Below are 21,141 nucleotides of genomic sequence, written 5' to 3'. Positions count from 1 at the left end.
CAGTCACTGACACGCGGGACGCGGCCAGCGCAAAAGGGCCGCTCCCCGGTGTCCGGGAAGCGGCCCTCTGCGATGGAGAACGTCAGTCGAACAACGCCGGCAGCGTCTTCTCCCAGGTCTCGCGCAGCTCGTCGAGCGAGAACTCCGTGATGCCCTGCAGCTCGAGCGTGCCCGAGTCCGGGTCGACGACACCGGTCTTGCGCCACGGCAGCCCGCGCGCGGTGCACATCTCCGTGAACCGCAGCTCCTCCGTGCGCGGCACCGCCACGAGCACGCGGCCCGAGGACTCGGAGAACAGCTGCACGAACGGGTCCTGGTCGCGGTCGAGGAACACCCGCGCGCCGCACTGTCCGATAAGGACAGTCTCGACGAGGGCCTGCGCGAGACCACCGTCGGCGAGGTCGTGGGCGGCGGAGATCATGCCGTCGCGCGAGCCGGCGACGAGGACCTCGCCCAGGAGCTTCTCGCGAGCCAGGTCGACGCGCGGGGGCACGCCGCCGAGGTGGCCGTGGAGCTCGCGGGCCCAGGCGGAGCCGTCGAGCTCGTCGTGGGTGTCGCCGAGCAGCAGCAGCGTCTCACCGGCCTCCGCGCCGATGCCCGTGGGGATGCGGCGGGTGACGTCGTCGATCACGCCGAGCACGGCGATCACGGGCGTCGGCAGGATCGCCGTGTCGCCGGTCTGGTTGAAGAAGCTCACGTTGCCGCCGGTCACCGGGATGCCCAGCTCGACGCACGCGTCGGCCAGCCCGTGCACGGCCTGCTCGAACTGCCACATCACGGCCGGGTCGGTCGGGGCGCCGAAGTTCAGGCAGTCGGACACCGCGACCGGCGTCGCGCCGCCCGTGGCCACGTTGCGGTACGCCTCGGCCAGCGCGAGCTGCGCGCCGCGGTACGGGTCGAGGTAGACGAACTTCGCGTTGCAGTCGGTGGAGACCGACACGCCGCGGCCGCTCTTTTCGTCGATCCGGATCATGCCGGAGTCCGACGGCTGGGCGAGCACGGAGTTGCCGCGGACGTAGCGGTCGTACTGCGCCGTGACCCATTCCTTCGACGCCTGGTTGGGCGACGAGATGAGCTTGAGCAGGTCGGCCCGCAGTTCTTCCGGCGTCGACGGGCGCTTGAGGTTCGCCGAGGTGTCGGCGATCAGCGTGTCCTGGCTCGCCGGGCGCTGGATCGGGCGGTCGTAGACCGGGCCCTGGTGCGCGACGGTGTGGGCCGGGACGTCAACCACGACCTCGTCATTCCACGTGATCACGAGGTTGTCGCCGTCGGTGACCTCGCCGATGTCAGTGGCGATCACGTCCCACTTGGCGCACACGGCCATGAACGCTTCGACGTTCTCGGGCGCCACGACCGCGCACATGCGCTCCTGCGACTCGCTCGAGAGCACCTCGGCCGGCGTCATGCCGGTGGCCCGCAGCGGGACGCGGTCGAGGTAGACGTGCATGCCGCCGTCGCCCGCGGCCGCGAGCTCCGACGTCGCGCAGGACAGCCCGGCGCCGCCGAGGTCCTGGATACCGACGACGAGCTTCTCCTTGAACAGGTCGAGGCAGCACTCGATGAGCACCTTCTCGGTGAACGGGTCGCCGACCTGCACGCTCGGCAGCTTGCGGCGACCGGCCGCGGTCTCGTCGCCGGAGAACGTGTCGCTCGCCAGCACAGACACGCCGCCGATGCCGTCGAGGCCGGTACGCGCGCCGAACAGGATGATCTTGTTGCCGGTGCCCGAGGCGAACGCGAGGTGCAGATCCTCGACGCGCATGGCGCCCACGCACAGCGCGTTGACCAGCGGGTTGCCGCTGTAGGACGGGTCGAACACCAGCTCGCCGCCGATGTTCGGCAGGCCGAGGCAGTTGCCGTAGCCGCCGACGCCGGCGACCACGCCGGGCAGCACGCGCTTGGTGTCGGGGGCGTCGGCCGGGCCGAAGCGCAGCGCGTCGGCCACCGCGAGCGGACGCGCGCCCATGGCCATGATGTCGCGGACGATGCCGCCGACGCCCGTCGCCGCGCCCTGGTAAGGCTCCACATAGGACGGGTGGTTGTGGCTTTCGACCTTGAAGGTGACCGCCCAGCCGTCGCCGATGTCGACCACGCCGGCGTTCTCGCCGATGCCGGCGAGCATCTTGGCCTTCATCTCGTCGGTGGCCGTCTCGCCGAAGTAGCGCAGGTGCTTCTTCGAGGACTTGTACGAGCAGTGCTCGCTCCACATGACGGAGTACATCGCGAGCTCGGCGTCGGTGGGCCGGCGGCCGAGGATCTCGCGGATCCGGGCGTACTCGTCCTCGGCGAGACCGAGTTCGACGTAGGGCTGCTTGGTCTCGGGGGTCTCCGCGGCCCGCGCGGTGGTGTCAACGGTGCTGGTCACGGTGTCCGTGTCAGGGTTCGCCACACCCTTAAGACTACGTGTCGGGCAGGTCACACCCTCAGGTGGCCAGCACGTTCGCTGCGGGATAAATCAGTCGCGCCAACGCTGTGAACCGGCTTACCGTCGACAATCGTGCTCTCCGCCACATATCCCTTCGCCTCGCCTCGGCTGCCCGCCCGGCCGACGGCCGGCCGCTACCTGCTCGCGGTGCTGCGTTCGCGCCCGTGGCTGGTGGTGACGGCCGCGTTCACGGGCGCCTGCTGGTCGCTGCCCAGCGCGCTGCTGCCGCTGGTGATCGGCCGCGGCATCGACGCGATCGCGGCGGGCGACACCGGCGCGATCTGGCGCTGGGCGCTGGTGGCGGCCGGGCTGGGCGTGTTCCAGGCGGGGTTCGGCACGTGGCTGCACTTCACGTCGTACGGCATGTGGCTCCACGGCGCGGGCACCACACAGCGCCTGGTCACCACGCACACCACGCGCCTGGGCGCGACCCTGCGCGAAGCGACGACGACCGGCAACGTCGTGGCGGTGACGTCGTCGGACATCAACTGGATCGGCAACACCTACGAGGTGATCGGCCGGACCGTGGGTTCGATCGTCGCCTTCGTCGTGATCGGCATCGCGATGCTGGGCTCGTCGCCGCTGCTGGGTGTGGTCGCGCTGGTCGGGGTGCCGCTGGCGGTGCTCGGGATCGGGCCGTTGCTGAAGCCGTTGCAGAAGCGCAAGACGGTGCAGCGCGAGAACCTCAGCGATGTCAACGCGCTGGGCGCCGACATCGTGTCCGGCCTGCGGATCCTGCGCGGGGTCGGGGGCGAGCGGCGGTTCCTGAAGCGGTTCCACGACGCGAGCCAGCTGGTGCGCCGCTCGGGTGTCGAGGTCGGGCGCGCGGAGGCGTGGCTGGCCGCGGCGGCGATCGTGTTGCCCGGCCTGGTCACCGTGGCGATCACGTGGCTGGGCGCGCGGCTCGCGCTGGACGGCACGATCGGCGTGGGCGAGCTGGTGGCGTTCTACGGGGTCTCGGCGTTCCTCGTGGTGCCGGTGGACACGGCGACCGAGGCCGTGAGCGCGGTCAGCTCCGGGCTCGTGTCGGCACGCAAGATCTGCGCCCTGCTGTCGCTGCGGCCCCGGCTGACCGAGCCGGCGGCACCGGTGCCGCTGCCCGCCGGGCCGCTGGACCTGGTGGACACCGAGACCGGCATCCGCCTGGCGGCGGGCAAGCTCACCGTTGTCGACCTCGGGGCCGACGCCGAGGCGCTGGCCGACCGGCTGGCGCGGTTCACGGACGCGACCGAGCCCGTACTGGCCGGCGGTGTGCCCGTGGACCAGGTCGCGCTGGCGGAGCTGCGTTCTCGGGTGGTGTACGCGCACAACCAGGACCTGTGGTTCTCGGGGGTGCTGCGCGAGCAGCTGACGTCTGCGCTGCCCGGTGACGTGAGCGTGGACGCGGCCCTGTACGCGGCCGACGCCGACGACATCATCGAGGCGCTGCCCCGCGGTGTCGCCGAGCTGATCGGCGAACGCGGGCGCGAGGTGTCGGGCGGCCAGCGCCAGCGGCTGAGCCTGGCGCGGGCGCTCGCGACGGACGCCGACGTGCTGCTGCTCGACGAGCCGACCTCGGCCGTCGACGCGCACACGGAGGCCAGGATCACCCAGCGCGTCGCGGACCTGCGGCGCGGGAAGACGACCGTGGTGTTCAGCCAGAGTCCACTGTGGACCCATGTGGCGGACGAGGTCGTGAGCGGAAAAGCGGTGACGGTGTGAAACGGCTCCCCCTCGCGTCGGGTCGCGACGTGCGGCGCTGGGCGGCGCGCACGGCCGCCGAGCATCGGCGTGAGTTCTCGGTGATGCTCGGGCTGTTCTGCCTGGCCACGCTGATCGGGCTGGCCGGGCCGCAGCTGCTCGGCCTGCTCGTGCAGGGCGTCGTCGACGGCGGCAGCACGGTGCGCGTCGACTTGCTGGCAGTGGGTTTCGTGGTGGCGCTGGTGCTGCAGGCCTGGGCGAAGAAGGCCGCACGCCTGCGTGGCCGCATGTTCGGCGAGCGCGTGCTGGCGCAGACGCGCGAGCGGTTCGTGGCCAACTCGCTGAGCCTGCCGCTCGGCACGGTCGAGGCCGCCGGCACCGGCGACCTGCTCAGCCGCGCGACGAGCGACATCAGCCGCCTCGACCACGCCGTGCGTTTCGCGGCGCCGGAGATCCTGATCGCCGTGGTGACGGTGCTACTGACGACCGTGGCGATGATCGTCACGTCGCCCCTGCTGGCGCTGGCGCTGCTCGTGGCGCTGCCGCTGCTGGTGCCCGTGAACATCTGGTACCAGCGCCGGATCCCCAAGCTGATGGCCTGGATGCTCGACCGCTGGGGCGACCTGCAGTCGGCCACGCACGAGACCGTGGAGGGCGCGCGGACCACGGAGGCCCTGAGCCTCACCGACCGCCGCATCCGGTTGGGCCGGGACGCCCTGGACGAAGCCGTGCTCGGCGAACGCCGCATGCGTGCGCTGCAGCTGCGGTGGCTGCCGTCGCTGGAGATCAGCTACGTGCTGCCGATCGCCGCGTTGCTGGGCCTCGGGTTCTTCGCGTACTCGCAGGGCTGGGCGCAACTCGGCACGATCACCACGATGCTGGCCTACGCGCAGGCCATGACGGCGCCGTTGAACGAGGCGCTGTTCTGGATGGAGGACCTGCAGGTGGCGCTCGCCGCGGCGCGCCGGATCCTGGGTGTCCAACCGGCTCCGCCGCGGTCCGAGGTGACCACCGTGCCGGCCGGGCGCGACATCGAGGTGCGCGACGTCCGCTTCGGCTACACGGCCGATCGCGAGGTGCTGCACGGGATCGACCTGTCGGTGCCGCGGGGCGAGCGCTTGGCGATCGTCGGACCGTCGGGGGCCGGCAAGTCGACGCTGGGCCGGTTGCTCGCGGGCATCTCGGCGCCGACGTCGGGCTCGATTCGCGTGGGTGGCACGGAGGTTTCGTCGCTGGCGGAGGATCTGCTGCGCGGTGAGGTGCTGCTGCTGACGCAGGAACACCACACGTTCTCGGGGTCGCTGCGGGAAAACCTGTCGCTGCCGGCTCGCCGTGGTGGCGGGGACTGGACGGACGCCGAGCTACTGGCCGCCTTGACGTCGGCGGGTGCGGCGGAGTGGTTCGCCTCCCTGCCGGAGGGTTTGGACACGCGGCTGGGCTCCGGTGCGTACGCGGTTCCGGCGGCGTTGGCCCAGCAGCTGGCGTTGGCGCGGGTCGTGTTGGCGGATCCGCACACGCTGGTGCTGGACGAGGCGACTTCGTTGCTGGACACGGGTTCCGCGCGGGACCTGGAGCGTTCGCTGAACGCCGTGCTGGAAGGCCGCACGGTGATCGCCATCGCCCACCGCCTCCACACGGCCGCCGCGGCCGACCGCGTCGCCGTGGTCGAGGGCGGCCGGATCACGGAGCTGGGCTCGCACTCGGAACTGCTGGCGGCCGACGGCCCGTACGCGCGGCTGGTGGCCGCGGCGACGTAGCGTGGGCTGATCAGCTCGGCTGCCGGCAGATCAGCAGGTTGCAGTGGGCGTTGGGCGCCAGGTCACGCAGCAGCACGGCCGGGTCCAGGTAGTTGACCGGGTTCACGTCGAGGTCCAGCGGCGGCGTGCGGAACGGCCCGGGGTCGGGCACGGGCGTGTCCTGAACGCCGCGCAGCAGGATGCGGAAGAAGTTGTAGTACAGGTCCGAGCCGGACGGCGACGAGCTGAGCAGGCCGGCGAGGTTCGGTGCCGTGTCGCCGAGCACGCCGGTCCAGGTGACCGTGATGCCGAGGCTCGGGATCATGAAGTTGTTCTGCTGCAACGCGCCGACCATGGCGAACATGTCGTCGGGCGCGCTGCCGACCATCGGGCCCGCGACCGTCTGCGCGTGGGGGAAGTTGGCTGAGGTGCAGGAGCTGCCGCCGTTGTGCCAGAACAGGAATCCGTAACACGGGTTGGTGGGGGTGTTCGCCCTGGCCTGGGTGATGTAGTCGCTGGAGAGGATGCGCTGCCCGCGCCAGCTGCCGTCGTGCTGCATCAGCAGCCCGAGCTTCGCGAACTGCGCCGGCGGGATGAACAGGTTGGCGTAGCCGTAGCTGTTTCCGGCGTGGTCGCGCAACCAGAGGTAGCTGCCCCGCGGAATGCCGAGCGGGTCGAACAGTTCCCGCTGCGCAAAGGTCTGCAGGTCCTCGCCGACGGCGCGCTGCAGCACCGCGGAGAGCAGGTCGGGCGTGCGCTGGCTGTACTCGAAGTGCGTGCCGGGCTCGTGGGTGAGCGGCTGGGCCATTGCTTCCTGGGCGACGTCGGGGTCGAGGCCGACGGACGCCAGCTCGGCCAGGATCGACTCGTCCAGCCCGGAGGTCTGGGTGAGCAGGTTGCGGATCGTGATGGCGCGGTGGGCGGCGTCGCCCATGCCCGCGGGCAGGTACTTGCCGATCGGGTCGTCGAGCCCGATCCGGTGCTGGTCGTAGGCGATGCCGGTGAGGATCGAGACGACCGACTTCGTGGCGCTGAAGATCTCCATCGGCACCTGGTCGGTGACCGGGTCGAGCAGGCCGCGGCCGATCCGGCAGTCGTCGCGGAAGATCTGGACGGACGCGCGCAGGTGGGTCTGCGCGTAGGCGACCGCGGCGTCGACGGCGGCCGGGTCCATCGCCTCCTCGGCGGGCGAGGCCGTCGCGAACGCGGTGCCCGCAGCAGGGAGCGCGCAGCCCTTGCGCGCCGCGGCGGTCGCCGCGCCCGGGGCGACCAGAGCCGCCGCCAGCAGCAGTGCCGCGGTGATTGACGTGACCAGGCGTCGACGCATACCGGCGCTCCTTCGTGCTTGACCTGGCGGTAAAGCTAGCGCAGCTTTACCGCCGGGTAAAGTCGAGCGGATATGCTCGCCGGATGAACCGCTCCACTCGCGCCCGCCCCACCGACGACGAGCTGCTCGATGCCGCCAGGACGGTCTTCGTCGAGTGCGGCTTCCGCGCCACCACCATGAACGCGATCGCCGACCGCAGCGGTTCGACGAAACCCACGCTGTACGCCCACTTCGGCGACAAGGACTCCCTCTACCGCCGCCTGCTCGACCGCGAGGCGGCCACCTGCCGCGCGCGCCTGTTCGCCGAGTACGAACGCAACGACGGCCTCAGCCTCCGCACCCAGGTCGCCGCCGACACGCAGGCCTTGTTCGCCTACGCCGCCACCGACCCCGACGGCTTCCGCCTCCTCTTCGGCGTCGACATCACCAGCGACACCATCGCGGTGCGCGAACACCTCCTCGCCGACATCGACGAACAGGTCACCCGCCGCATCCGCGCCTACCGCGCCGCCCGCGACCTCCCCCCACGCACCGACGAACGCCAGCTCGCCAACATCCTCGTGGGCGTCGCCACCACCTCCGCCCGCCACGCCATCGACCACAACCTCGACCTGACCTCCGCCGCCCGCCTCGCAGCCGACTTCTCGACGGCGGCACTGGTCAACCTCCCAGCCACGCAGCCAAGCTGACCGGCTGCAATGGCTCTCTTCCGGTGGTTTCCGGGGGTTGTTGCCGATCCTGGGTTGGTTCGGGATTGTTGATGGGTTTCGGGGCTCGGGATCGAGCGTCGTTTCGCCGCGGCATGCGTCTTGTCGCCCAGCGCACTGCCTGCCGTGTGCGCCGCTGGACGCGGGAAACGACGCGGCGGGTCGGATTCCAACCATCGGACGGCGAAACGCCGGCGAGTCGAGGCCAAGGCAACCACGCAGGCCGCCTGAACTGGCGGCGACGAGAACACCAGCAGGGTGCACCCGCCCTCCCTAGGGGGGCGTGCCCATGTCCATTCTATCGACCAGCACCGACGGAGAACGCCGTCGAGGCTTCCAACCACAGAGTTGTCCACAACGCGGCCAAGTTGTGGACAACTGTGGAGATAACTGCCTGAACACACGTGCGCGAGTCCTGCGCGGGCGTTGGGACACAAAGGAAATCGCCTCAGTCAAGCAGATCGAGCCGACCAATGAATCCAGCGTCGCCACGGCACAGCGGCAGGGTGGCGATGTCGCAGATCCGGTCGAATTGGTTCTCGATGTGCCCCTCCTAGGAGCGTCCCAGCCCATCCCCCTTACCAGCGCCGAAAAGAACTCCACTGAAGCCGGAGCCTGCAGAGCTGTCCACACCTCGGGCCGCTATTTCCGTTGTGCGCCAACGCCCGTGCGCGACACCATTGCCGGTGTGAGTAGCAGATTGAGGAACATCGCCACCGAGACGGTCGAGATCGTCGAGCGCGGGGCGTACGGCGGAGTTGTCATCAGGGACCTAGTAGAGAACGCGCGCAAAGGCACCTGGCTGTATCTGCCCGACGACAAGCTGCCGGAGCCCGTCAAGAAAGAGGCGCCGAGCATCGAGGTCACCAACGAATCCAGCATCGCCGCGGCAAGGCGGCTCGGTGGGGATGTCGCGTGCCTCGTGTTCGCGTCCGCGCGCAATCCCGGCGGCGGTTTCCTCAACGGGGCTCAGGCGCAGGAAGAGGCGATCGCCCGCAGCTCGGCGCTGTACGCGTGCCTGCTGGAAGCGCGCGAGTTCTACGAGTACCACCGCGCGAACACCGACCTCCGCTACAGCGACCGCGTCATCCACTCGCCGGGGGTGCCGGTGTTCCGTGACGACCACGGGGCCCTGTTGCCCGAGGCGACGTCCGTGTCGTTCCTGACCGCGGCCGCACCGAATCTGGGCGCGATCAAGCGCAACCAGCCGGAGCACGAGGCCTCCGTGCCGGCCGTGCTGGAGCGGCGGGCCGAGCGCGTCGTGGAGATCGCCGCGAGTCGCGGGCACCGGAGGCTCGTGCTGGGGGCGTGGGGGTGCGGAGTGTTCGAGAACGATCCGGCCGTGGTGGCCGGCGCGTTCCGGAAGGCTCTGGACGCCCGGCCGCACTTCGAGCACGTCACGTTCGCCGTGCTGGACCGGCGTGCGGGCGAACCGGTCTATGCCGCGTTCGCCCGCACGTTCGGCCGGTGAATCCGGTGGATCAGGCCTTCGCGAACGCGTCGACCGCGCTCAGGAAAATGCCGAGGCCGTCGTCGGACGGACCGGTCAGCGCGTCGATCGCGTGTTCCGGGTGGGGCATGAGGCCGACGATGCGGCCATTTTCGCTGCGGACGCCGGCGATGTCGTTGCGGGAGCCGTTGGGGTTGCCGTCCACGTAGCGGAACGCGACGCGGCCCTCGGCTTCCAGCATGTCCAAAGTGGACTGGTCGGCCATGTAGCAGCCGTCGTTGTTCTTGACCGGGATGAGGATTTCCGCGCCCTTGTCGTAGCGGCTGGTCCAGGCCGTGTCGTTGTTCTCGACGCGCAGCCACTGGTCGCGGCACACGAAGTGCAGGCCGACGTTGCGGATCATCGCGCCGGGCAGCAGGCCGGCTTCGCAGAGGATCTGGAAGCCGTTGCAGATGCCGAGGACCGGCATGCCCTTGCGGGCGGCGTCGATGACCGAGTCCATCACCGGCGCGAAGCGGGCGATCACGCCGGCGCGGAGGTAGTCGCCGTACGAGAAGCCGCCGGGGACGACCACGCCGTCGACGCCGCGCAGGTCGGCGTCGGCGTGCCACAGGGGCACGGCCTCGGCGTCGGCGTAGCGGACCGCGCGGGCGGCGTCGCCGTCGTCGAGCGTGCCGGGGAAGGTGATGACACCGATGCGCGCGCTCACGCGTCCACCCGGCGGATGGTCCACTGCTCGATCACGGGGTTCGCGAGGAAGCCCTCGGCGATCTTGGCGAGCGTCTCGTCGTCGACGGTGTCGTCGACCTCGAGCTCGAAGTGCTTGCCCTGGCGCACTTCCGTGACGCCGGTGAACCCCAGCCGCGGCAGCGCACGGGCCACCGCCTGGCCCTGCGGGTCGAGGATCTCGGGTTTCGGCATGACGTCGACGACGACTCGGGCCACGGCAGGCTGCTCCTTATTCACGCAGGTCGTGGGGTACGAGGCGAGCGTACTTGACCCGCGGCGCCCGGCGCCCGTCCGGTGCCGCGCACAGAAGCGCAGGTCACAACTGGCCCGCGCCACGCGGGGAGAGGATGCTGCTCGCGGGGCCTTTCCCCGGCCCGCGTGCTGGGCCATGATGAGTCGTTGACAGCACGCCAACATGAGCAGCTGGAGGCATCGTGGCCGGTCAGGACTCGTTCGACTACGTCATCGTCGGCGCGGGCAGCGCGGGCTGCGTGCTGGCGGCCCGGCTGAGCGAGGACCCCGCCGCTCAGGTGCTGCTGCTCGAGGCCGGCGGCGAGGACACCGCCGACGAGATCCACATCCCGGCCGCGTTCGCGTCGCTGTTCAAGACGCGGTGGGACTGGAACTACGAGACCGTCGAGCAGAAGCACACGGGCAAGTCCGCCTACTGGCCGCGCGGCAAGATGCTCGGCGGCTGTTCGTCGATCAACGCGATGATCTACATCCGCGGCAACCGCGCCGACTACGACGGCTGGCGCGATTCCCACGGCGCCACCGGCTGGGGCTGGGACGACGTGCTGCCGTACTTCAAGCGCGCCGAAGGCAACCAGCGCCTCGGCGGACCGCTGCACGGCACCGACGGCCCGCTGCACGTCGAGGACCGCCGCTTCACCCACGAGCTGTCCAGCGCGTGGGTCGACAGCGCCGTGGCCTGGGGTTTGAAGCGCACCGACGACTTCAACGGCGAGACCCAGGAAGGCGCCGGCGTCTACCAGGTTACCTGCAAACGCGGTCGGCGCTGGTCCACAGCCGACGCGTACCTGCGGCCGGCGTTGACGCGGCCGAACCTGACTGTCCACACCCACGCGCAGGCCACGCGCGTGGTGTTCGAGGGCACGCGCGCGGTGGGCGTGACCTACCTGCACAGGGGCGTCGAGGTCACGGCGCGCGCTTCGGCCGAGGTGCTGCTTTCGGGGGGCGCGGTGAACTCGCCGCAGCTGCTGATGCTGTCCGGCGTCGGGCCGGCGGAGCACCTGCGTGAGCTGGGCATCGACGTCGTCGCCGGGCTGGCGGGCGTCGGCGAGAACCTGCACGATCACCCGGCGGCCGGGATCATCTGGTCGACCAAGGGCACCACCGACCTCGTCGACGCGGCCACCCCGGCCGGCCTCGTCCGCTGGCAGCTGACGCGGCGCGGGCCGCTGGCGTCGAACATCGGCGAGGCGGGCGCGTTCTTCCCAACGCGTGATGGGCTCGCCGCTCCGGACATGCAGATCCACGTCGCGCCGACGTTGTTCTACGACAACGGTCTCCGCGAGCCCACCGTCCCCGGCTTCACCTCGGCGGCGACGTTGGTGGACGTCGCCAGCCGCGGCCGGCTGCGGCTGAAGTCGGCGAATCCCTTGTGGAAGCCGGAAATCGATCCGGCGTACTACACGGAGCCGATCGACCTGGACACCATGAAGTCGGCCCTGCGGTCGCTGATCGACATCGGCAACTCGGGGCCGCTCGCGCGGTTCCTGGACAGGCCGTTCCTGCCCACGACTCACGACCTCTCGGACGACGCCCTCACCGACCACATCCGCGAGAACACCCAGACGCTGTACCACCCGGTGGGCACGTGCGCGATGGGCTCGGACGAGCGCGCGGTGGTCGATCCTTCGCTGAAGGTGCGCGGGGTGGAGGGCCTGCGCGTCGTCGACGCCTCGGTCATGCCGGTGGTCCCGCGTGGCAACACGAACGCCCCGACGATCATGGTGGCGGAAAAGGCGGCGGATTTGATCCGGGGCCGGTCGGTTTAGGTCGGGCCTAGGGGGTTGTCCACAGTTGCGCGGAGTTGGGTCGGACCTAGGGAGTTGTCCCCAACCAGGTCCGGCCCAGCCGGTTGCCCCAACCCGAGCCCGGCCTTGGAAGGCGTCCCCAGATACGCGGAGTTGGGTGGACCCAGGCAGTTATCCCCAGCCGGGTCCGGGCCGGTCAGTCGTCCCCGGCGGGGTCGAACCTAGCCAGGTGCCTCGTTGCGCGCAACCGAGACCGACCTACGCGCTTGCCCCAAGCCAGACCGGGCCCAGGACGTTGTCCCAACCGAGCCGGACCTTGGCAGGCGTCCCCGCTGCGCGCAATTGGGTCGGACCCAGACAAGTGTCCCCAGTCAGGTCCGGCCGGGGCGGTCGACCCCCAGTTGGGTCGAACCTCGTCAGTTGCCCGCAGATAGGCCCGACCCAACCGTGCCCCGACCAGCTGGATTAGACCCAGGCAGCTATCCACAGCTGGGTCGGTCCTAAGGGACTGTCCACAGCTGCCATTCGCCGATAGTTGGGTTCGACCCAGGTGCTTGTCCCAGCGTGCTCGGACCAAGCGGCTGTCCTAGCTGGGTCCGGCCCAAGCAGTTGTCCCCACTTAGGTCGGACCCAGCCAGTTGTCCACAGCCAGGTCGGACCCGACTTAGGTCCGGCCTAACCAACCTTCCTCAGGCTGTCGCGCGTGAGGTCCGCCAGGGTTGGGTAGCCGTCCACCGCCATGATCAGGTCGGCTTCGGCGAGGAGGCTGCGGAGGACGTGGACGGCGCCGTCCACGCCGCCGAGGGCGAGGCCCCAGACGTAGGGCCGGCCGACGCCCACCGCCCGTGCGCCCAATGCCAGGGCCTTGACGATGTCGGCGCCCGAGCGGACGCCCGAGTCGAACAGCACAGGGGTGTCGCCGGAGGCGTCAACGACGTCGGCGAGGCAGTCAAGGGCCGGGAGTCCGCCGTTGGCCTGGCGGCCGCCGTGGTTGGAGCAGTAGATGCCGTCGACGCCGCCGTCGGTGGCGCGGCGCGCGTCGTCCGGGTGCTGGATGCCCTTCACGATCAGGGGCAGCGACGTCAGCGAGCGCAGCCACGGCAGGTCGTCCCAGGTCAGCGGGTTGCCGAAGAGCTGAGCCCACAGGCCGACGGCCGCCATCGGGTCTTCCTCGGGCGACTTGCCGAGCAGCCGCCGGAAGACGGGGTCGGTGAAGTAGTTGGCGAGACAATGGCCGCGCAGCTGCGGGAAGTTCGACGTGCTCAGGTCGCGCGGCCGCCACCCGGTGACCCACGTGTCGAGCGTGACCACGATCCCCTTGAACCCCGCCGCCTCCGCGCGCTGCACCAACGACGCGGCCAGCTCGCGGTCGGTCGGCGTGTAGAGCTGGAAGAACCCCGGCGTCTCCCCGAACTCGCCCGCGACCTGGTCCAACGGGTCGGCCGAGAGCGTCGACGCGACCATCGGCACACCCGTGCGCGCGGCGGCCCGGGCGGTGGCGAGGTCGCCGTGGCCGTCCTGCGTGCAGATGCCGACGACGCCCACCGGCGCCATGAACAGCGGCGACGCCAGCTTCAGCCCGAACAGATCCACCGACAGGTCGCGGTCCTTGGCCCCGACGAACATCCGCGGCATCAGGCCCCAGCGCGCGAACGCGTCGGCGTTGCCGCGCTGGGTCGCCTCGTCGCCGGCGCCACCGGCCACATAGGACAGCACTGACGGGGGAAGTGCCTGCGCGGCACGGGCTTCGAGGTCGGCGTAGACCATCGGCATGGTCGGGACGCGGCCGGTGAGCCCGGCGAAGTAGATCTCGTTCTGGAAATCGCCGTAACGCGTCATGCGGGCTCTTTCTGGGCTCGGGAGGACCGCACCCCGGCGTTCGGGGTGCGGTCCAGACCCTAGCGCTTGCCGTGCATGACCGTGATGAGCTTGGCGACCAGCGCGTCGGTGGATTCCTTGCGGCTGAAGGAAGTCAGGGTGATCGGCGCGGTGAAGCGCTGCCGCGCGACGGCCTTGGTCCGGGCGAACTCGCGCAGCCCCTCGGGCCCGTGGATGCGGCCGAAGCCCGAGTCGCCGACGCCGCCGAAGGGCAGCGACGCGATGCCGGCGAACGAAAGGGGCGCGTTGATCGAGGTCATGCCCGTACGCAGCCGCGCGGCGAGCTCGACGCCGCGGGACTTGGAGAACACCGTGGAGCCGAGGCCGTAGGTGGTGGCGTTGGCTTTGTCCACAGCCTCGTCCATGTCGCGGACCTTGGCGATGGTGACCGTCGGGCCGAACGTCTCCTCGCGCACGGCTTCGGAGTCTTCCGGCACGTCGACGAGAATGGTGGGTTGGGCATAACGATCGCCGACGCTGTCCACACCCCCGAGCACCGCGCGGCCGCCGCGCTCGAGGGCGTCGGCGATGTGGCGGCGGATCACGGCCAGCTGCGAGGGCATGGTGACGGGGCCGTACTGGGCGTCCTCGTCGGAGCCGGCGCGCACGTTCTGCGACTTTTCCACAACCTTGGCGACGAACTCGTCGTGCACGCGCTCGTGGACGTACACCCGCTCGACGCCGATGCAGGTCTGGCCGGAGTTGGAGAAGGCGCCCCAGACGGTGGCGTCGGCGGCGGCGTCGAGGTTGGCGTCGGCGTCCACGAGCACGGGGTCCTTCCCACCGGCCTCGATCACGACCGGGGTGAGCGTGTTGGCCGCCGCGGCCATGATCTTCTTGCCGGTGGCCGTGGAGCCGGTGAAGGCGATCTTGTCCACACCCGACGTCACGAGCGCGCCGCCGGTCTCGCCGAAGCCGGTGATCAGCTGCAGCACGGGCTGCTCCGGCACGACCTCGTTGAACGCGTCGACCAGCCACTTGCCGACGCCCGGCGTGTACTCGCTGGGCTTGAAGACCACGGCGTTGCCTGCGGCCAGCGCGTAGGTGACCGAGCCGAGCGGCGTGTACACGGGGTAGTTCCACGGGCCGATCACGCCGACGACGCCGAGCGGCCGGTACTCCACCGTCGCCGCTTGGTTCGACATGAGCAGGCCGGCGCTCCGACGCTGCCGGCCGAGGTACTTGCGCGCGTGCTTCGCGGCCCACGCGATGTGCTCGATGGCGAGCACGGACTCGAGCTGGGCGTCGGCGATCGGCTTGCCCGTCTCGTCGCGCACCACCTGGCACAGCTGCGGCAGGCGGCGCGTGATCACGCCCTTCCACTGCCGCAGCCGGTCTGCGCGCCCCGCGAAGCCCAGCCCGTCCCACCACTCCGCCGCCACGCGCGCCCGCTCGACGGCCGCGCGCACGTCTTCCGCGGTGTGCACCGGGTACGTGCCCACGACCTCGTCGGTCGCCGGGCTGAGCGAATCGAAGGTCTCACCGACCGAGGTCGGCTTCGGCTGGACGGCGGTCATCGGCGTCTCCCCTGCTCTTCGGCGTTGTGGTCCAGGCTACGAGGTTGCTGACGCAGTGCCAATAGTCGCCCGACGCTCCCGTCAGCATCGCATCGGCGGGCGGCCTGGGGAAAGGGTCGTCCGAACCACCCGATCGAGAGCGCCGCCGTGACGCCCAGCAGCGGCGCCAGCCACAGCGGCAGCACCCCCACGGCCAGCGACCCGAGCCCGAACCCGCACGACTGCACCGTGAACGACACCGAGAACCCTTCCGACCTGCGGCTCTCCGGCAGCACGCGCTGCATGTTGACGGAAGCGATCGTCACGAGCGGTCCGGTCGCGCCGCCGATGAGCACGACTCCGGCGACGAGGCCCGCCCAGCCGAGGTTGGCCGCGACGAGCGTGCCGCCGACCACGAATCCGGCGAGGAACAGCCTCGGCCCCAGGTCGCGGCCGCGCCACGCGTAGATCGCGCTGCCGGCGATGCTCGCACCGCACAGCAGGGCGACGACTCCGGGCGCTGCCGCCGCTGGTGCGCCCAGCCGCTCGACCAGGGGAAGCGGCGCGACTTCGATCGTCGACAGCAACAGCCCCACGGTGAACTGACACCCGAGCCAGGGCAGGCAGGCTTTGAGGGGGACTTTGGTTCGTTTTGTGGTCCTTGGCTTGGCGACCCGCTTCGGCACCAGACTCGCGGCGGCGGCCGCTGCGACGGCCATCGCGAACAACGGCACGAAGGGACCGGTCACGCTCGCCCCAGCCACGAGTAGTGGTCCGGCGACCAGCACGCCGTCGAGAATCATCGCGTCGACGGCGACGGCCCTGGTCAGCTGGCGTTCGTCGACGATCGCTGCCAGCAACGCCCTGAACCCACCCGCGACCCCGCCACCTGCCAGTCCGGGAACGACGACGAGTGCGATCAACGCTGCTTCGCTGGTTCCGGCCTGTGCCGCGAGCGCCAGCGCGGCCAGCCCCAATGCGACCGCGCCGAGCAGCGTTTTGAGGCCGCGCGCCGTCCCGACTCGATCGAGCAACCTCCCGACGGGCACCGCCCCTGCCATCTCGGCCACCACGTAGACGGCCATCAACACACCGCCGAGCCGGTACGACCCCGTCATGGCGGCGGCCAATGTGGTGAACGCGAGCGGGGCCATCCCGGCGGGTAACCGCGCGAACTGGACCCCTGCTGACCAGCGCCAGTACGTGGTGGTGAACATGCTTCCGAGCCTCGCGTGGCGAGCGGCCTCGCCGGAATTGATTCGCCTGCGACCGAATGTTCCGGCTTGCCTCTGGACTTATCCACAGGGTGTGGCGAGTTGTGGACAACTGATGGCTTACCTGGGGCTTTTGTCCGTTTGAGTCGTCGCCGCCCGGTAGAATGGGTCTGGGGACGCCCCCCTCGGGAGGGCGGGGGCCTGTCTCGCGGCGGGGTTGGTCAGGGCGCAGGTCAGTGGCCGTTCTAGCGCGGGCAGCACGGGCGCAGTGGGGAGTGCCGGCGCCGCGGGCGAGCACGCACGCGGCGGCGAAGGGGCGGCGAGTCTCGGCGGCGCGGGCGAGCACGCACGCGGCGGCGAGCGCCCAGCGGTGAGCGCGAGCAGCACGGGCGCAATAGCGAAGACGGGCGACGCGCGCGAGCAGCACGGGCGCAGTAGCGAACGCAGGCGGCAAGCGCGAGCAGCACGGGCGCAGTGGTGAACGCAGGCGGCAAGCGCGAGCACAAGAAGCCGAAACCCCGCAAGCAGCGTTAGCAGCCGGCGTTCGGGTATATCCGAATCCATGGTCGAGTTGGTTCTCAGCACCGCCGGTGTGCGGTTTGCGATCTCGCCCCTAGAGGAAGTCATCGGGGTGGTGCGGGGGTGGCTGGGGAAGCGGCGGTTGCCCGGTGGGGGTGGGTGGCTCGGGGGGCGGCGGGTGGACGTGCCGGAGTTGGCGGCGGTGCTGGGGGCACGGCACTACATCACGGAGTTCCTCTCGCCGCCGCCGGGGACGGCGGAGACGACGGCGGCCGAGCAGTTGCGGAGGGTGCGGGGGACGCCGCCGGGGCAGGTGCGGGTCGAGTTGGGGATGGTGGATGCCGATCTGAGCGGGCTGCCGGCACGGGCCGGCGAGGCGAGGGATTTGCTGGCCGAGCAGCTCGAGAGGGTGTGGCGCGACGTCGTCGAGCCGGAGTGGCCGCGGATGAGGGAGGTGCTCGCGGCGGATATCGCCTACCGGACGCGGCGGTTGGGTGAGCAGGGTGTGGCGGGGGTGTTCGACGGGCTGCACCCGAGGGTGCGGCTCACCGGCGACTCCGTGCTGGTCGACATAGCGGCGCGGCAGCGGCTGGAGCTGGACGAGCGCGGCCTGCTGCTGGTGCCGAGTGTGTTCGCGTGGCCGTCGGTCGGGGTGGTGACGGTGGCGCCGTGGCAGCCGACGTTGTTGTACCCCGCGAGGGGGGTGGCGGGCCTGTGGACAGAGCCATCCACAGCGCCGGGAGCGCTGGCCGGGGTGGTGGGGCGGACGAAGGCGATGTTGCTCACCACGTTGGACCGCCCGGCCGCCACGACGGAGCTCGCCGCGCGGCTGGGGCTGGCGAAGGCGACCGTTTCCGCGCACCTCACGGCGTTGCGGGCCGCGGGTCTGACCGCGACGACGCGCCAGGGCCACCGCGTGCTCTACCGGCGGACCGAGCTTGGCGACGCGCTCTGCGCGGGCATAGGGTGAATGTGACCATGTGTGAAGGAGAATCCTGATGCGGATCGTCCATTTCGGACACGCCTGTGTACTTCTGGAGACCGACGGCGAGCGGATCCTGATCGACCCGGGCGCGTTCTCCACCGACTTCGAGCGCGAGCGCGAACTGTCGGCTGTCCTCATCACCCACCAGCACTTCGACCACATCGACGGCGAGCGCCTGCCGAAGGTGCTGGCGGCGAACCCGGACGCGAAGCTGATCGTCGACCCGGGCTCCGTGGAGACCGTGCAGAAGCTGAACCTGCAGTACGAGGTCGCGAACGTCGGCGACGCCTTCGAGATCGGCGGCACCGCGGTGAACGTGGTGGGCGGTGAGCACGCCGTCATCCACAGCGACATCCCCGTGATCCCCAACATCGGCTACGTGCTGGACCACGGCGCCTTCTACCACCCGGGCGACTCGTTCTTCGTGCCCGAGCAGAAGATCGACGTGCTCGGCCTGCCGACGGGCGCGCCGTGGCTCAAGGCCGGCGAGGCGGTGGACTTCCTGCGGGCGGTCGCGCCGCGCAAGTCCGTGCCGATCCACGAGGCGGTGCTGTCGAGCCCCGCGCTGCACTACGGCCTGTTCGAGAACCTCGCGCCGCAGGGCACCGAGGTGCAGGTCGTCGAGCGCGGCGTCGCCACGAAGCTGTGAAAGACCCGGGGTGGCCGCCCATGCAGTGGCGGCCACCCCGGGAGCCGGTCAGTTGTACAGCACGAACGGTCCCGTGTGCGCCATCACGCGCACCAGGTCCGCCACGTTCTGCTTGATGCCCGGCTTGTTCGGGTCGAGCATCCCGGCCGCCAACCGCCCCTGCACGGTGTAGATCGGGTCGACCCAGTTGCCCGGGTTGAACGCGGTCAGGCTCGCCGACCGGCCGGTGTACGGACCGGGGTCCGGCACCTTCTGGTCGGTCACCGCGTGCATCGCCGTGCGGAAGAACTCGTGGTAGCCCGAGAGCTGCTCACCCTGCACCGCGACCTCGCTGCCCGCGGTCGCCGGGTCGTACTCGAAGTCGTGCTCGATCGACGTCGTCACGATGTCCAGGCCCAGGTTCGGCATGGTGAAGAAGTGCCGGCCGCGCCAGCCCCAGCCGTACGTCATGTCCGTGGGAGCGCTCGCGATCAGCGGCTGGTCGATCTTCTCCTTGAGCCCGTTGAGCCCGACAGTGTTGTACCAGGGCGCCGAGTTCACCCACGTCTGGTACCCGAAGCCGGGGTTCGCCTCCGAACCCGTGCCCGCCTCGCGCATGAACTCCGGCGAGATCAGCCGCCGCCCGCCGTACACGCCGCCGTTCTGCTCCAGCAACGAGAACCGCACGATGTCGATCGGTCGCATGTGGAGCCCGGCGTACCCCTCGGTGTGCCCGGCCTGGTCGCGCATCCAGAAGTAGTTGTCGCGGTCGATGCCGATCTCGTCGAACAGCTCGCGCTGCGCGAAGTCCTGGAAATCCTTGTACCCGTGCTGCTGCATGGCTTTCTCCGCCATCGCGTTCACGGTCGCCGGGCCGTTCTGGCTGTACTCGAAGTAGGTGCCGGGCGCGTGCTGCATCGGCGCGGAGCTCCACGCCTTCAGGCGGTCGAACTCGACGCCCGGGATTTCGTTGGCCCAGTTCATCTTCACGCCCGACGTGTGCTGCAGCAGCTGCTGCGCGGTGACGGAGCGGTGCACGGCGTCGCCGAGGTCGGGGAAATACTTGCCGAAGGTGTCGTGCACGTTGAAGATGCCCATGGTCACGGCGCGGCCGATCACCGCCGTGGAGAAGCCCTTCGTCATGCTCCACACGTGCTGCGGCGTGTTCTCGAACAACGCGTTGAGCGGCCCGGTCTTCACGAGGCAGCCGAAGCGCACCACGTACAGCGTGCGCTGCAGCGAAAGCAGATGTGTCGTCGCCAATTGGTCCAGCACCGCCGGATCGAGCCCGACTTCCTGCGGCGTCGCCGTGCCGAACGGCTCACCCTTCTTCGGGTCGGCGCAGTTCTTGAACTTCGCCGGATCGCTCTTGGCCGTGGTCACACCACCGTTCGCGGCACCCTGGAAAAACGGGGGCGCCAGTTCCGCGGCGGCCGCGGACGTGGTGGTTCCGGCGATGAGCGCGGCCACCACGGCAGCGACGGACCCAGCCAGAAACCTTTTCTTGCGCATGGGGAGACTCTTTCCCAGACGTCGATCAACCGTCACCGTTGATCGGATGAACAACAATCACCGCCCGGTTCGAAAAGCCGGGCGGGCACACCGGTGCTTGATTTCCGGAAAATGGGTTCCGCGCGACGCGGAGTCTGCGCCGCCACAGGAACTCTGAAATTCACTAACTATCGTTCGTTAGTGGCATGAATCAAAGCAAAGGGGACGGGAAGAGTCAACCCGTTCTACCCGTTAGGGTGAAATATTCACCGATGACCGGTTTGGGAGCCCACGATCTGCAGCGCGTACCGGCTGTACTCGTCGGCCACGGACTCGGCCGTCATGGCGCCGTTGTCCCGGAACCAGCGTGCGATGCTCACGCACATCTCGCGGATCGCGAACGACGCGAGCGCCGGGGACTCCACGTGGAACACGCCCGCGTCGACCCCGCACGCGATGATCGCGCGGAAGGCGTGCTCGTGGCGCCGGCGGCGGGCCTGGAACTGCGTGCGGTGCGGTTCGCCGAGGCAGTCGGTGTCGCGGTTGACCACCAGGGCTTCGCGGCGGTGGGTGGCGTGGCGGAAGGCATACACGCGAGTGGCGCGCGCCAGTTGCGCCGCCCAGTCGTCGTCTTCGCCGGTCACCCGCTCGAAGTCCTCGAGCACCCCCGCGGTGGTGCGGTCCACGATGGCCCGCAGCAGGTCCTCCTTGGACCGCATGTGGTTGTACAGGCTCGGGGTGCGGATCTGCAGCACCTCGGCGATCTGGCTGAGCGCGGTGCCGTGGTACCCCCGCTCGGCGAACAGCGTGAGCGCCGTGTCGAGCACGACCTCTTCGCTGACCGCGCTGCGCACTGCCGTCACCGGTTCCTCCCCG

Annotated in this window: 16 protein-coding genes; 7 read left to right on the top strand and 9 right to left on the bottom strand. The window is 70.2% G+C overall.

The features are described from left to right. Positions 1-82 precede the first annotated feature (82 nt). The gene (purL, locus tag ACFY1H_RS03665) at positions 83-2,389 is read right to left on the bottom strand and encodes a phosphoribosylformylglycinamidine synthase subunit PurL (RefSeq protein ID WP_386944346.1); all 2,307 of its coding nucleotides are present in this window, start codon (positions 2,387-2,389) and stop codon (positions 83-85) included. 108 nt (positions 2,390-2,497) lie between these two features. Between purL and ACFY1H_RS03660 the strand changes: the two genes are divergently transcribed. Both ACFY1H_RS03660 and ACFY1H_RS03655 read left to right on the top strand, forming a co-directional pair. Continuing rightward, positions 2,498-4,126: an ABC transporter ATP-binding protein gene (locus tag ACFY1H_RS03660; protein ID WP_386944344.1), complete on the top strand. Its 1,629-nt coding sequence runs from the start codon at positions 2,498-2,500 to the stop codon at positions 4,124-4,126. Continuing rightward, the gene (locus ACFY1H_RS03655) at positions 4,123-5,862 is read left to right on the top strand and encodes an ABC transporter ATP-binding protein (RefSeq protein WP_386944342.1); all 1,740 of its coding nucleotides are present in this window, start codon (positions 4,123-4,125) and stop codon (positions 5,860-5,862) included. Before ACFY1H_RS03660 ends, ACFY1H_RS03655 begins: the two co-directional genes overlap by 4 nt. Before the next feature lie 10 nt (positions 5,863-5,872). On the opposite strand, the gene ACFY1H_RS03650 is transcribed toward ACFY1H_RS03655, so the two are convergent. Beyond that, positions 5,873-7,168, bottom strand: coding sequence for a serine hydrolase domain-containing protein (locus ACFY1H_RS03650; RefSeq protein WP_386944340.1), 1,296 nt, complete (start codon positions 7,166-7,168; stop codon positions 5,873-5,875). Between the two features lie 83 nt (positions 7,169-7,251). On the opposite strand from ACFY1H_RS03650, the gene ACFY1H_RS03645 reads away from it, so the two are divergent. Both ACFY1H_RS03645 and ACFY1H_RS03640 read left to right on the top strand, forming a co-directional pair. Continuing rightward, positions 7,252-7,857 carry a TetR/AcrR family transcriptional regulator gene (locus ACFY1H_RS03645; RefSeq protein WP_366580440.1) on the top strand — a complete coding sequence of 202 codons (606 nt, stop codon included), beginning with the start codon at positions 7,252-7,254 and terminating at the stop codon, positions 7,855-7,857. A 706-nt stretch (positions 7,858-8,563) separates the two neighbouring features. Next, positions 8,564-9,346 (top strand): TIGR02452 family protein, encoded by a 783-nt coding sequence (locus ACFY1H_RS03640; protein ID WP_386944338.1) that lies wholly within the window; start codon positions 8,564-8,566, stop codon positions 9,344-9,346. Between the two features lie 10 nt (positions 9,347-9,356). On the opposite strand, the gene purQ is transcribed toward ACFY1H_RS03640, so the two are convergent. After that, complete coding sequence (purQ, locus tag ACFY1H_RS03635; protein WP_386944336.1) at positions 9,357-10,034, bottom strand: phosphoribosylformylglycinamidine synthase subunit PurQ; 678 nt, start codon at positions 10,032-10,034, stop codon at positions 9,357-9,359. After that, positions 10,031-10,270, bottom strand: coding sequence for a phosphoribosylformylglycinamidine synthase subunit PurS (gene purS, locus ACFY1H_RS03630; protein ID WP_204092648.1), 240 nt, complete (start codon positions 10,268-10,270; stop codon positions 10,031-10,033). Before purS ends, purQ begins: the two co-directional genes overlap by 4 nt. A 218-nt stretch (positions 10,271-10,488) precedes the next feature. Here purS and ACFY1H_RS03625 point away from each other — a divergent pair, with 218 nt between their 5' ends. Beyond that, positions 10,489-12,075, top strand: coding sequence for a GMC family oxidoreductase (locus ACFY1H_RS03625; protein WP_386944334.1), 1,587 nt, complete (start codon positions 10,489-10,491; stop codon positions 12,073-12,075). 654 nt (positions 12,076-12,729) lie between these two features. Here ACFY1H_RS03625 and ACFY1H_RS03620 read toward each other — a convergent pair. From ACFY1H_RS03620 to ACFY1H_RS03610, 3 genes are read right to left on the bottom strand one after another with little or no spacing between them, the layout of a single operon-like run. Continuing rightward, positions 12,730-13,893 carry an alpha-hydroxy-acid oxidizing protein gene (locus ACFY1H_RS03620; protein ID WP_386944333.1) on the bottom strand — a complete coding sequence of 388 codons (1,164 nt, stop codon included), beginning with the start codon at positions 13,891-13,893 and terminating at the stop codon, positions 12,730-12,732. Positions 13,894-13,952: 59 nt separating this feature from the next. Beyond that, the gene (locus ACFY1H_RS03615; RefSeq protein ID WP_386944332.1) at positions 13,953-15,449 is read right to left on the bottom strand and encodes an aldehyde dehydrogenase family protein; all 1,497 of its coding nucleotides are present in this window, start codon (positions 15,447-15,449) and stop codon (positions 13,953-13,955) included. Beyond that, complete coding sequence (locus tag ACFY1H_RS03610) at positions 15,446-16,645, bottom strand: MFS transporter (RefSeq protein WP_386944330.1); 1,200 nt, start codon at positions 16,643-16,645, stop codon at positions 15,446-15,448. The genes ACFY1H_RS03615 and ACFY1H_RS03610 overlap by 4 nt, the downstream gene beginning before the upstream one ends. Positions 16,646-17,339: 694 nt before the next feature. Between ACFY1H_RS03610 and ACFY1H_RS03605 the strand changes: the two genes are divergently transcribed. Further along, positions 17,340-18,131, top strand: coding sequence for a DUF5937 family protein (locus ACFY1H_RS03605; protein WP_386944328.1), 792 nt, complete (start codon positions 17,340-17,342; stop codon positions 18,129-18,131). 28 nt (positions 18,132-18,159) lie between these two features. Then, positions 18,160-18,795, top strand: coding sequence for an MBL fold metallo-hydrolase (locus tag ACFY1H_RS03600; protein WP_386944326.1), 636 nt, complete (start codon positions 18,160-18,162; stop codon positions 18,793-18,795). A 48-nt stretch (positions 18,796-18,843) separates the two neighbouring features. On the opposite strand, the gene ACFY1H_RS03595 is transcribed toward ACFY1H_RS03600, so the two are convergent. Next, positions 18,844-20,286, bottom strand: a complete 1,443-nt coding sequence (locus ACFY1H_RS03595; protein ID WP_386944324.1) for a serine hydrolase domain-containing protein — start codon at positions 20,284-20,286, stop codon at positions 18,844-18,846. Between the two features lie 245 nt (positions 20,287-20,531). Further along, positions 20,532-21,128 (bottom strand): TetR/AcrR family transcriptional regulator, encoded by a 597-nt coding sequence (locus tag ACFY1H_RS03590; protein WP_386944322.1) that lies wholly within the window; start codon positions 21,126-21,128, stop codon positions 20,532-20,534. Between the last annotated feature and the right edge of the window lie 13 nt (positions 21,129-21,141).

The sequence above is a fragment of the Amycolatopsis sp. NPDC001319 genome (assembly GCF_042896185.1).
In the GTDB taxonomy this organism is placed as follows: domain Bacteria; phylum Actinomycetota; class Actinomycetes; order Mycobacteriales; family Pseudonocardiaceae; genus Amycolatopsis.
Note: the sequence above shows the minus strand (reverse complement) of the source record. Positions and strands in the feature narration are given on the sequence as shown.